The sequence below is a fragment of the Acinetobacter sp. GW821-FHT01E09 genome (assembly GCF_059422385.1).
Genome location: NZ_JBWKWU010000001.1, coordinates 993,568 through 1,006,565, shown reverse-complemented (window position 1 = coordinate 1,006,565; position 12,998 = coordinate 993,568). Strand labels below are relative to the sequence as shown.

At 36.7% G+C, this 12,998-nt stretch carries 13 protein-coding genes; 2 read left to right on the top strand and 11 right to left on the bottom strand.

Annotation, left to right across the window (positions count from 1 at the left end):
- Window positions 1-176: 176 nt before the first annotated feature.
- The 9 genes from AC07U8_RS04595 to AC07U8_RS04555 form a co-directional block, all read right to left on the bottom strand.
- Window positions 177-1,304, bottom strand: a complete 1,128-nt coding sequence (locus tag AC07U8_RS04595; RefSeq protein WP_004819460.1) for an acyltransferase family protein — start codon at window positions 1,302-1,304, stop codon at window positions 177-179.
- 58 nt (window positions 1,305-1,362) lie between these two features.
- Window positions 1,363-1,776 carry a poly-beta-1,6-N-acetyl-D-glucosamine biosynthesis protein PgaD gene (pgaD, locus tag AC07U8_RS04590; RefSeq protein WP_004819458.1) on the bottom strand — a complete coding sequence of 138 codons (414 nt, stop codon included), beginning with the start codon at window positions 1,774-1,776 and terminating at the stop codon, window positions 1,363-1,365.
- Between the two features lie 33 nt (window positions 1,777-1,809).
- Window positions 1,810-3,075: a poly-beta-1,6-N-acetyl-D-glucosamine synthase gene (pgaC, locus tag AC07U8_RS04585; RefSeq protein ID WP_004819456.1), complete on the bottom strand. Its 1,266-nt coding sequence runs from the start codon at window positions 3,073-3,075 to the stop codon at window positions 1,810-1,812.
- Between the two features lie 8 nt (window positions 3,076-3,083).
- Window positions 3,084-5,117 (bottom strand): poly-beta-1,6-N-acetyl-D-glucosamine N-deacetylase PgaB, encoded by a 2,034-nt coding sequence (gene pgaB, locus AC07U8_RS04580; protein ID WP_004819455.1) that lies wholly within the window; start codon window positions 5,115-5,117, stop codon window positions 3,084-3,086.
- Between the two features lie 486 nt (window positions 5,118-5,603).
- Window positions 5,604-5,942, bottom strand: a complete 339-nt coding sequence (locus AC07U8_RS04575; RefSeq protein WP_004722677.1) for an FKBP-type peptidyl-prolyl cis-trans isomerase — start codon at window positions 5,940-5,942, stop codon at window positions 5,604-5,606.
- Between the two features lie 16 nt (window positions 5,943-5,958).
- A complete protein-coding gene (locus tag AC07U8_RS04570; RefSeq protein WP_034610912.1) occupies window positions 5,959-7,218 on the bottom strand; it encodes a DUF2252 domain-containing protein in 1,260 nt (419 codons plus the stop codon).
- Window positions 7,219-7,319: 101 nt separating this feature from the next.
- Window positions 7,320-7,943: an MgtC/SapB family protein gene (locus AC07U8_RS04565; protein WP_004819450.1), complete on the bottom strand. Its 624-nt coding sequence runs from the start codon at window positions 7,941-7,943 to the stop codon at window positions 7,320-7,322.
- 107 nt (window positions 7,944-8,050) lie between these two features.
- The gene (locus AC07U8_RS04560) at window positions 8,051-8,581 is read right to left on the bottom strand and encodes a YaeQ family protein (RefSeq protein ID WP_004722682.1); all 531 of its coding nucleotides are present in this window, start codon (window positions 8,579-8,581) and stop codon (window positions 8,051-8,053) included.
- Window positions 8,582-8,637: 56 nt separating this feature from the next.
- A complete protein-coding gene (locus AC07U8_RS04555; protein ID WP_494737402.1) occupies window positions 8,638-9,651 on the bottom strand; it encodes a CobW family GTP-binding protein in 1,014 nt (337 codons plus the stop codon).
- Window positions 9,652-10,099: 448 nt separating this feature from the next.
- Between AC07U8_RS04555 and AC07U8_RS04550 the strand changes: the two genes are divergently transcribed.
- Window positions 10,100-10,327 carry a hypothetical protein gene (locus AC07U8_RS04550; protein ID WP_004722685.1) on the top strand — a complete coding sequence of 76 codons (228 nt, stop codon included), beginning with the start codon at window positions 10,100-10,102 and terminating at the stop codon, window positions 10,325-10,327.
- A gap of 254 nt (window positions 10,328-10,581) precedes the next feature.
- Here AC07U8_RS04550 and AC07U8_RS04545 read toward each other — a convergent pair whose 3' ends face one another.
- Window positions 10,582-11,190 carry a glutathione S-transferase family protein gene (locus tag AC07U8_RS04545; protein WP_494737401.1) on the bottom strand — a complete coding sequence of 203 codons (609 nt, stop codon included), beginning with the start codon at window positions 11,188-11,190 and terminating at the stop codon, window positions 10,582-10,584.
- Between the two features lie 428 nt (window positions 11,191-11,618).
- Here AC07U8_RS04545 and AC07U8_RS04540 point away from each other — a divergent pair, with 428 nt between their 5' ends.
- A complete protein-coding gene (locus AC07U8_RS04540; protein ID WP_034610921.1) occupies window positions 11,619-11,960 on the top strand; it encodes a hypothetical protein in 342 nt (113 codons plus the stop codon).
- A 183-nt stretch (window positions 11,961-12,143) separates the two neighbouring features.
- Here AC07U8_RS04540 and AC07U8_RS04535 read toward each other — a convergent pair whose 3' ends face one another.
- Window positions 12,144-12,665, bottom strand: coding sequence for an acyl-CoA thioesterase (locus AC07U8_RS04535; RefSeq protein WP_004722691.1), 522 nt, complete (start codon window positions 12,663-12,665; stop codon window positions 12,144-12,146).
- Between the last annotated feature and the right edge of the window lie 333 nt (window positions 12,666-12,998).

Genomic DNA, 12,998 nt, shown 5'->3' with positions numbered 1-12,998 from the left:
AAAAAATACTCAAGTCCCCAAGGGTTGTGGCTAAAATTATCTAAGTCTGTATTATAAAACTCAAAAATAATATCTCTATTCTTATTCATGCTTTATGAGATATACATCTCATGCTCAATTTTAGCCAACAACGCAAGCTTTTTATGAAATGTCAGCAGACCCTAGTCTTTGAAGGACTAATTTAAAACCTTGTCGGCAATTTTATTACTGACCTTAATAGCCAACTGATCGACATAATCACTATAAAAATTTGCAGCAATCAAAGTGACTGCAATCGCAGTTAACCCTGAGCAGATTACCGCAAGAGAATAACTCCAATGCCAACTTAAAAATAAGTTAAATAGTGGAATACAGATTAAATACAGCATCATTAGATGTAATAGATAAATAGAAAAAGATAACTTTCCTAACCAGACTAAAATCGGGTGATCTAAGCCTTTAGACAGTAATGGACTCATCAACACACTATAAACAATTAAAATCCCAGCGATGAAATTACTATAATCATAAGTATTCTCCCCTAAAATATGATGAACCCAGCTATAGGCTGCACTGGTATTATGTGCACCCGCCAAATATAGGCCAATCAATAGCATAGGAATAGCTACCACATTTGAAAGTGGTTTAGCATACAGATAAATATAGATACCAATAATAAAACTGGAAATCCCAAAACTAAAGCCTTGCCCTCGCCAAAGAAATGCAAGACAAGGAATTAAAAGTGAGCCTAGCCAAAAAGCAATATGTTTATAATGATACAAATAGAGTAGAAAAAATAATGCAAATGAGCCCATAAGCTCAATCGTCATCGTCCATAACACCCAGTTTATATCACTTTCTGAGAATAAAAATGCGCCTATAGTTCCTTCATATACTGCATGTTTAAAACTAAAATCTTGTATCGCAAATGCATGTAACCAAGCCCCCACATGACTACTATCAATATGGATGACTTTAAGGACCAACCAAATGATGACACATGAAGTCAGCGCTGGAATCATTAAACGCGGATAGCGTTTAATCATCATATTGTTAATTTTTGCATGAAATTGTTGAGGGCTTTTTAAGATCGCATAACTGAGCACAAAGCCACTTAAAACAAAAAATACAAAAACAGCAGCATCACCTGAGTAGAGAAAACCAAAAGGCAAATGATGTATGGCATACACCCAAGCCAAATCTGTTTTCTCATTAGGATCAAAATGATGTAAAAATGGAAAAAAACTCATTGCAAGATGAGAAAATACGACAGCTAAACAAGCTAAACCTCGAATACTTTCTGCCGAGTTTATTTTTGCGGACATCTATGTTTCCCTGTGAAAACAAAAGCCCCAACCTGTGGGACTTTTGCTGACTAAGCCATTAGTCAATATATGTGATGCGACCATCAGCATCATGATGAACTGTAGCAATTTTTTGCTGACGAGAATGTATAAGATCATCCACATTCAGGTTGAAATGCTCGGCATATTCTTGTGTAGATTTAGCTTCTGCTTCCTTTTTGGTCTTCGCTGGAACAAAGTTACTCCATAACCACAAAGAAATCGCACAAGCAATCAACGCAAATAATCCGCTTTCTAAGGCTTTTGCAAAAGCATTAAAGAAATAATGTACCAGTTGCGGTTTCTCAAGTGAAAGATATCCCACTAAGATGACAATAGGTCTCCAAAGCAGTAACCAAAATGCCCACAGCATAGCCGTCATTGTCGTGGAGAAATAACGACGATGCCACGGTAACTGCTTACGTACATCAATAATTAAAGAGTTTGTTTTCATATTCGTATCTCAAAACTTATTCTGACTAAAATGTTAGTCATCATGTCGCATACCACGATCTGGGCTAACCCAACGTGCTCTTTTACTTTCTCCACGTAAAAGAACTTTTGGAAATGCAACAATACTTGCCGTTACTGTAATCAACCAAAATACAAAGGGATACCAAATCATCCAATAGTAGTTTTTCACTAAACTCGATTCGTAACGACTATCCATCCACTTACTGATTGCGAACTGCAGTAAACAAGTTGTACCGAGTAAAATACCTGTTCCCATCGGTAATAATGGAGAACTCATTGCAGGGAATCCTGCATACGGTAGCAGCAAATGCAAAATCCAGAAAATCACCATAATCAGCATTAAATATGACCAGACTAAGGTGAGGATCAGCTCAATAATCAAAGGCCATAGAAAATTCAGCTTCGGTTTAAATAATACATCAAAATTCTTAATTAAAACTTGAGCGCCACCCATAGCCCAACGTAAGCGTTGTTTCCATAGACCATCAAAGGTTTCAGGCATTAAAATCCAAACCAAGGCATTCGGTTCAAACTTTACTTCCCAACCCGCGCGATGCAATTTCCAAGTAATATCGATATCTTCTGTCAACATGTTTGGTGACCAATAGCCCACCTCATGTACAGCACTTTTACGAAATGCAGTGATCACACCAGAAACTGTAAATAAACGACCAAAAGTACGTTGTGCACGTTTAATCATACCGACAATTGAAGAAAATTCGCCAACTTGAATCCGTCCAAGCAAAGTCGAACGAGTACGAATACGTGGATTTCCTGTCACAGCTGCAACGGTAGGATTATTGAGAAAATGACGAATCATCCACTGTGCAGCATATGGATCAAGTAACGCATCACCGTCAATACCAATTAAAAACTCAGCATCGGTAAGCAAACTACCCGCTTGTAAAGCCATGGCTTTACCTTGGTTTTCAGCCAAATGTACAACGCGAAGCTTGTCATACTTCAATGCCAACGCATTTAAGATTTCTGCAGTATTGTCAGAACTCCCATCATTAATCGCAATGACTTCAAAGTTTGGATAATTCAACTTCAATGCATGACTAATGGTCTCATCCGCATTGTCTTGTTCGTTAAAACACGGCACAAGCACAGCAACTAAAGGATATTCTTCCAATGTTGGCGGTTGAGTATATGGCGGCTCTTTACGTTCTTTCCAATAGAAAATTAAAGCGCCTATCATCCATAGATACGACATAAATAATGGATAATAGAAGATAAAGTTTAATACGGATTGCCACAGGTGTTGAAATGCACTCATATCAGACCTTAAGGAACCAATCGTTGTGGTTTAGAATCAAATACTTTACGCATTTCAGCAGTATTTGGATGATCTTCTATTGGATCATCTGGGTAGTAACCCACATGCATCACACCTTGTTGATACAAAGACTGAATTGTTTGAGCAATTTCCGAGGTTGGAATCTTTTGATTATTACGCCAGTTCACTGCTTGTAACTCAAAAATCGTCTTTTTAATCCCATTGGGTTGTTTCTTCACGTTTTGTACTAAATCTTTATAAAACTTAGTTGCATCTGGCGCCTGTTCCATATACGGCATTGCCATAATTGCAGTAAAGTCATAATTTTTAATCGATTGTTCTAAAGACTGGGCATACCAGTTTTCCGAATATGCTGAAAGTGCAACTTGAGCATATAAGTTACGTGCAGTCAGTAAGAATGGTTGGTAATAACGTGCTTTTTGCGCCAAATCCATTGCAAAATTATCAATGGTCTTGGTTTTAAAATCAGTCCATTTTTGCAATTTTGCATCATCATTACGAATTTCTTCTAAATCGGCTGGTAAACCAATTTTTTGATAGGCTTTAATCGCTTCTGGACTAGCATCTTCATAATCTGAAAGTGTTGCATCATCATGGAACAAGATACCATCAAACGTCGTCGATTTTGCTAAATCCTGATATAGGCCTTCAATTACTTTACGTGCTTCTGGTGAATATGGGCTTAAACGATGATATCCCATATTTAAATGATCGCTGTCTTTGGCTTGCTGGGTCACCACCACATCTTTAGACGCAGGATTTGAAGCAGGTAAGTCCCAAGCCAACAAAGGCATCCACGCATATAAACGACTCACATGAGTACGCGTTTGAATCTGCCATGCAACACGGTTAAACAAATCTGCACGCATTGGCAGATAACGATTTGGGAAATACACCATATCAGCAGAACCATTGGCATCAGGATCAGCGAACGCCTGTAAGAATACCGTGGTGACATTCATTTCACGAATACGGTCTAACAGATGACCTAAGTTTTTCTCTTGCTGTGCTTCATCTGGATCATAGATATAGTCTAAATCCACATGCATGACTTTTTGTGGGCGGTTATTGTCAGTAAAGTTCATCTGACGGCTTTGAATTTCTTGTGCCAATGAATCCGTGGTCATATTGCCTTCGACAAGAATACGGTTCAAATGACCTAAGGATTTTTCAATATGGTCTGGACCATCATCTAAGCTAATGGTAATCGGCATACCGACTTTTTTAGCCAAAGCAACTGCTTCCATATTATAACGACCATATGGCCACACCATCACACGTGGTGCTTTCAAACCATGCGATTGCAATAATTTATTATTTTTTTTCAAATCACTAAAAATACGATCTGCATAGACTTTGTCAGATTCATAGGTTTTACTTTTTGGATCGTATTCGCGTGTGACAGCGGCAGGCTCAGAGTTGCCCTGAGGATTGCCTAAAATACCACGATGTAAATTATAACTGTGGCTACCAATTTCTACATAGCCACTCTTTTGCATGGTTTTAAGTTCATCCCAAGTCAAAAGTTTTTTACGTGCTAATTTTTCATCTCCAAATTGGACCATTTCGTTGGCTTTAGGTTCTAACCATGAGCCAACGACAGCGAGTACAACAGGAATTTTACGTTGTTTAATGACCGGATATGCATATTGATAAAAAGATTGATAACCATCATCTACAGTCAACAATACAGGTTTGGTGGGTAGTTTATATTTACCTTCGTTGGCTTTAATAATCTGGTCTACATTGACAAAATTATAGCCATTTTTTTGTAGCCAATCTAAATGCAGCTCAAACTGTTTCGTGGTCACAGCATAGTCTGGAATCACTGCATCATGGTTCGGCGTAATTTCATGATAACCAATAATCGTCAGCGTATTTAAATCAATTTTAGGTAATTCATGCTCGATTGGAGTTTCAGTAGCAACTTGGTCTACTTCTGCCATTGCACTATTATAAAAGGACGAAAACAATAGTGTTACGCATATCATCGCTGAAGGAGAAAAGTAACGGCTTAGCATATATTTAAATACTCGATCATCATTGTTTTAAATCTGAATCCGTCCGTAGTACATCAATATTGAAATACTAAAATCCTTTTTCAAGACGAATTGAGCCAGAGGTTTTACAACGATGATTTAAAAGAATAAAACTGAAACGAACCTTAAAAAATAACTCTGAGCAGAATTATTTATTTATGACATTTAAACACTTTTAAGACAAAAGTATTGTAGATGATTGTTAAGTATTGAGCAAATAATAAACAAAAAAATAAAACGATTGTGTTTAAAATCACACTATTAGCTAAATAATAAGCGCATAAAGTCGGATTCGAATGATACTTTTATCTGAGTAATATATACAGAAATCAAGAAGACTCTCTCAACATCACTAACACAAGACAGTGTAGTCAATAGATGCTTCATTAGACATAAAAAATAGAGATCAATTGATCTCTATTTTTGCGTCCATGTTGAGGGCTAAATTAGCTCAGACATTTCGCAGATTTAATCACGGGTTTTGACATCAAAAAGTTCAATTTCAAAAATCAGATTAGAATTTGCTGGAATAATTTTGCCCATTTTACGCTCGCCATACGCCAAGTGTGCAGGAACGATCAATTTACGTTTACCGCCCACCTTCATCCCCATAATGCCTTGATCCCAGCCCTTGATTACACGCCCTGTTCCAATCACTGTTTCAAAGTAATTGCCACGATCAATTGAAGAATCGAATTTGGTTCCGTCTTCCAACCAGCCAGTATAATGAGTTGTAATCAAAGCACCTTTTACCGCTTCTTTACCTTCACCAACTTTTAAGTCGATAATTTCTAATTCATTTGACATACATTATTCCTATTCATCATTCGGGTTTGTGCAAAGCTTTACTCATCACTGTCTTTTGTTCAGTACGATATTCAGCATAACTTTTACAAAAACTTTGATAATCTTGCTCAACTTGTTGGGCGTAATTATACGTGTATTTCAACAATTGCGTTTTCCAAAGTTCTGCTTGTTCTGCAAAATTGATTAATTCATCTGCTGTTGAAGAACCTTTACGCCCTGCCGAACGCAATTGAGCATAAGCAATTAATCGGGCCATGTTATAGCAGGCATCGGTAAATTTTTTAGGTTTATCTACACACTGTTTAAAATCAATTTTATCTTGTTCGGGTTGTAATGCTTTGACAATATACGCTTGTCCTTGAAAGTCTAGCCGTGATAACTGAGCCGGGATTTGGTACTGCATGAGTGTTTGGATGAATTGAATGCGTTGCGCTTGATCATCCCATTCTGGTTGCTCTATTTTTAGAAATGGAGACAAGCTTAGAGAGCAAGCTTGGGCCTGTTTCATATCGAATAACGTATAGGTTTTATTTTCACGATCATAAACTAAAAATACATAGCGATTTAAACCGATACTTCCTGTTCCCGCAATGCGTACTGCGACATCTAATACTTGAAAATTTGATTGATTTTTCGTATTGAGTTTTTGTAAATTCTCAGAAAATGTTTTTATCAGCCCCGTATATAAGCTTTTTGATTCTATTTTAAAATATTTTTTCTGATCAATCACCAAATAGCGTCGATCACTTGTTTTATCTAAAGAACAACGCGCTTCAATAAATGCCACAGGATCACGTTCAGAAACGGTTGCAATATATTTCTTTAAAATACCATCGACGGTTTCTTTTTCTACTGCATAAGCTTTCCCTATACGAAGTGCATTTAAATACTCATCTAGCAGTTGTGCTGCAATCGTTTTTAAATCATCGTCGCCGATATTCAGCTCTTTACCAGCTAAAAATATACTACAAATAAAACGCGACACATCCCACGTTGGATGGGCCAAAATCGCCTCGTCAAAATCATTTAAATCAAAATAAACCACCTGATGTCGACTACGATAACTGCCAAAATTTTCGACATGCAAATCACCACAAATCCAAGTGATGGTTTGATCTTTCCATGTTTGCTGGCTTGCCAAATCTTCATAATATAAATGACATGAACCACGGAAAAAACGGAAAGCACTACTCGCCATTAATTTATATTTAATTGCTAGAAATCGCTCATCTCGCGACTGATTAAAATGGATAACACGTTCATAAGGATCTCGCATCGGTTTACTCCAATACTTTATACAATTGCTTAGATTAAATCGCTAAGCTGAAAATTTGATGAATAAAAGATTGAATAAATCAACCACACTTTTTTCTTGTTTTAGAAACTTAACTCTTTAATCTCTTGATCTAAAAGCAAATAGTTTGTGAGTTTTTTATGATTTTGTGCAGATCCAATTAACACCCAGCGCCCAACAATCTGTTTTTCAGTTTTATTTTGTACACCACGTAAAATTTTCATATTGTATTGCTTAAACAATTCTTCATATTTATCTAAGGTCTCTTGCTGATAATCACATAAAATCCTGTAATTACGCGCTTGATGAATCGCTTCAATTTTTTCTTGAAAATAGACGAGAAATACTAAAACAACCAGTACCAGTAGCGTTCCAACAAATGCTAAATATTCATAACCTGCACCAGCGGCCATACCTAATGCAGCCACCATCCAAATTGTTGTTGCAGTGGTAATCCCTGAAATTCGGTTATCATCTTTAAAAATAACCCCAGCACCTAAAAACCCCAAACCCGTCAGAATATTTGCTGCCAAACGATCAGGATTTTGTACCCCAATTTTAATTGAAAGTATGGTGAATAAGCAGGATGCTAAACTTACCATAATCATGGTACGTAACCCTGCGGACTTACTGCGATACTCACGCTCTGCACCAATAATCGCACCAATCGCCAAAGCCATCAGTAAATGGTAGATGTCATTATTCATTGATTTTCTACATAACTATTTTTATCACTCTAGGTATACGAAATTTGAGCAAAAAAAAGCAAGCGATTCGCTTGCTTTTCTTGTCAATTTTTATTGAGCAACAATGATTACTGTAACTGAGTCCATTCAATCACAGCTTGAGCATCATCACCAATCAAGGTCCACTCACCATCCATAACATTTAATTGCAATTGCATGGTGCGTTGACATAAAGCTTGAATTGCAGTTGTCGTCGCCTCAGACAATTGCCATACCTGAACATTTGACAAGGTTTTGAGTTTAGAACTTCTTTTATACCATTCTGCAACGGCTGAACCATAGGCGATGACAGCCACTTCTTTACAACGCGCTGCCGCTTTTTTAACTTTGTCTTCGTCAGGCAAACCAACTTCAATCCATTTAATCAACTGTCCGGTTAAATCCTTTTCCCATAAAGCAGGTTCATCAGTTTCAAATAAATCTTTGGTAAATTCCAAACGTTCATCTGCAAAACGAGCATATGCCAATACACGCACCATTAAGCGTTCAATCGTTTCAGACGGATGTAATGCCATCGTGAATTGATAATCACCATATTGATGCACATCCATATTGGCAATATTGAGATCAGCCTTATAAATTGTTGCTTTTAATGCCATGAAAGTTCCAAAAAGTTCTTAAATATGGCGCACAGTCTATAAGATTTTCAAAAGGATTACTGCGTTTTTTCCGCCTGATCAATTCGACAATTCAACAAAGCCGTTTCTAAACTTTCCCAATCACGATTGTGCTGGCTAATGAGTTCAATCCGATTATCCAAGCTTTCTTCACCCGATTTATAATTCAAATTTTCGGGATTAAAATTAAATGTCATCCAACCTTGATTGGTATTGAATATCCCTTTGATCCGCAACCAGTCTTTTTGCTCACACAAGACATCTAACAAGTCATAAAAATCGAATAGCCAACGCTTTGAAAATTTCCAACCTGCCACAGTATATCCATTAGCCGTTTCAACATAGTGATAAGGCAATTGTTTAACCACAGGCAGTACTTCATCGGGGTTAAATTGCTTTTGCACTTGGATCAGCGGTACAACTTTTCTCTCAACCCCTTGATGGGATAGATCCAGCTGTTGAATATCAAGATTACCCTGCTCTGCCAATACCCAAGTTTGAATATAAGCAAAGTAATCATTTTTAAACTGGTTTAATACCTCATGATCAGACGCAGACATAGTATCTGCATGTGAAACCACAACAATTTGTGCAGCTTTTAACTGATCTTGATAAAGCTCTTGATTCACCCATTCAGAATCATGTAAGCGACTCCCATCAATTACTGTCACCAATGCACGCATATCAATTTGCGCTCGCCATTGAGGTTCAGTCAATTGTGTCAAAAGTTGAGCGGGATGACCTAAGCCTGTGGGTTCTATAAATAGTCGATCGGGTTGTTTATCATAAATCAATCGAGACAAGGCAATTTGCATAGGCAATTGTCCTGCGCAACATAAACAGCCACCGAGTAATTCTTTTACTTCATAGCCTGAATCTTGTGGTAACAATTGCTGATCTACACCAATCTGTCCAAACTCATTCATCAGAACCGCCCACGTTTCATTTTCTGGCTTCTGTTGAAGCAAATGCTGTAATAAGGTGGTCTTTCCAGCCCCTAAAAAACCAGAAATAATATGAGTTTTGACTGTTTTTTGGCTTAAAATCTTCAAAGGATCGACTCAGCAGATTAAATGAAAGAAATTGATGGTTATCGCAACGCTTCTTATTATTACTGAAAATGTGCCAATAATTTCAGGTTTTAAATCTATTTTTTAAATTAAAATTACAAAAACAATCCAAAACTCCAATACACCATTCATAAAGATTGCATCGTGAATGTTAATTGTAAGTAACAGTGTAGTGTATTTTTTAATCAACTTTTCATATTTACATACATTTTTACCTATTGGTAAAAGTCAATGAGTCACAAAAAAGCAACATAATACAATGATTTGTTTTAAACATGTAAACCTGTCTGTTACGCTTTGTTGCTTAGGTTGCCCATTTTTTCATCTGCACTTAGCATGACACTACTCCCTGTGATCAGCAACGCATTTAACAACTGACGCTCTCACAGGTCGTTATACGATCAATTCAATGAATTAAGGATGCCAAAAAATGAAACTCGTTAAAACACTTTTAGCTACTACACTTGCTTTCACTGCTTTCTCAACTTTTGCTGCTACTGATACAGCTGCAACTGAAGCTGAACAAGTTGTTGTATCAACTCAAGAACAACCAGCTGCAGCTGAAGATACTCAAGCTGCTGGTCAACCTACAGCTCAACCTGCGACTGAAAGCGCTGCTGAAGCTCCAGCGACTTCTGCTCCTCAAGCAGGTCAATAAGATTTAATACTCCTCCCGAGTTAGCAATTGGGTTGTCTGAAAAGACGATCTGAATAAAAAGACTAGATCATGCTGCGATTTAGTCTTTTTATTTTTCTGATGTTATGCACTTAAGCTGATGATCATAAATGTATTTTTCAGCAGCTACTTTATCTGTAAAGCAACCAATAATATTTAAATTGTCACTATTCGGAATCATCCAGATAAATTTAAAATCCATTTTTTAAACCATATTCATCCTTGAACAAACTCCGCTAAACTGCCTGAATCCAAGCGACACCTTTTACGGCATCACGCTGTTGAATCAACTGAATAAACGGCTTAAATTCGTCTAGATATGGCACAATTTTAAAAGAGATGGCGAAGATCAGCCAATATGCTAAAAACAAATCTGCCGCAGAGATTTGATGCCCCAGCAAATAAGGATTTGCTTGCTTTAGCCCAACTTTAATAAAGTTATAAATTGCTTCTTCTGTACCAAAGCCTAGACTTCTTCTCCGTTCCTGAATTTGTTCTGTTGAAATACCTAAGCTTTTAATATCCATAAACTCAGTCAAAGGTCCGTGGCAAAAGAATAACCATTTTAAATATTCTCCACGCTTAGGATCATTCAATGCGGGTGCGAAACCTTTCTCAATATATTTGTCTGCTAAATACGCAAAGATTGCAGGCGTCTCAGAAATGACAGAACCTTGATCCACTAAAAAAGGAATCTTAGCCATCGGATTCAGTACCAAATATTCAGGCTGATTCAAGTCTTTATAATCCACTTGAATAATTTCGACTTGATCTTCGATATCTAATTCTTTTAATAAAGGTAAAATGGTATTTCCACGAGAATGAGCATTGGTATAAAGTTTCATTGTTTTTAAATCCATTTTTATCGTGCTTTGAGTATAATCAAAATATCGCTAAGTTTGATTAATTTATATGCAAAAGCAAAGTACTTCCTTTCTAAAAAAATAAATTCCATCCTTTCATAAAGGCTCTAAACTACAGAAAAGATTAAATGTAGTTTACCCACAGTATCGCGATTGATCCAAACCAATAATTTAGAATATTTTTTATATAAATTGCACTTTTAAAAAAATTTAAAGTCACCCAATAACTTCATTTTTCTGATCTTTAATCTTTAAGATAACTCGTACATACACCCATTATGCCCCCTGAATGCTTTTCTAATTCGAATTATTGAATAATTCAGCTATACTATTTTGCACTTAAATCAGTTTGTAAAATTGATAAATTTATAATTAAAACCTGACATATCAAGACTAACGAGGAATTTAAAATGTTAAAAAAACTGATCGGTTTAGGCGTCATCAGCACCCTACTTGTTGCATGTAGCAAACCGTTACCGACAGATAAGCAAAACTACTCAGGCACGTGGCAAAGTGAGGATGGCAGTGTAAATTTGATGATTACACCTGAAGGCCGCGTTGAATATAGCAATAAACAACCTAATTCAAGTTCATCTGTATCTGCCCCAATTTCTAAATTTGAAGGCAATAGCTTTAGTGCTGGCATTGGACCACTTTCAACTGAGTTTAAAGTTTCTCAAGCACCGCAACAAACTGCCAATGGGACATGGAGCATGACTGTAGATGGACGTGTTCTTAACAAAGTCAATTAAAAGTACTGCTCTGTCTTTATCAAATTTTTATCGTTTGAATTTATGTTTAAGCGTCTATACCTTAAGCTTAGTGCTGTCAAAAAGGTCGTATCACGCTAACCACATTTCATTTAAATTTTGAGACTATCTAATATTAATATCTAAAACTCCCCCTCATTGGTAACGAGGGGGCAATGCAATTAATTAACCATTTGAAGCTTTTTTATAAATACTGCAAGAAGGATGATGATTTTCTTGTAAACGTGCCACTTTACGTTGCTCAGCCGCTTCAAAACGACAGCGTTTCCAATCATTATCCAGATTTAAAGCTGGAATTTGCTGTGGCTTACCATTTTCATCTACGGCCACCATGGTGAAATAGCAACTGTTGGTATGGCGTACTGTACGTTTTTGGATATTTTGTGCTTCAACACGAATCCCGATTTCCATGGAGGTACGACCAACATGGTTGACACTGGCAAGGAAGCTGACCATTTCACCCACATGAATTGGTTCTTTGAAATTCACTTTATCGACTGAAAGTGTCACAACATAGCTACCTGAATAACGACTTGCACATGCATAAGCGACTTGATCAAGCAACTTAAGGATGGTTCCACCGTGTACATTACCTGAAAAGTTTGCCATATCTGGGGTCATCAAAACGGACATGGTTAATTCTGACTGGTCATCTGTAGCTGGGATCATTTGATCTAATGGAGACATCGTATTCTAGACTCTATTTTGGCAGGAGATTTAAGTCTATTATTATATATCTTTTCAGCTAAAAAACATGTTTAATTCGGCAATTGACCATTCTCTCAATTTATGATTATGACTATAGTCATTTATTTGAGGTATATCTTATTGGTTTATCAATCATTTTCTATTTTTTACAATATTCGCGCTGCAATCTTGCCATATCTAAGTCTTTGCCGATCCGATAATTGGTGTTGAATTTGATAACAATGATCACCGTTTATATGGATGATTTCAAGAATAGTATGGGATAGTGTCACAATTCTTACTTTTTACCCATAACAAATTTAATCATCATAG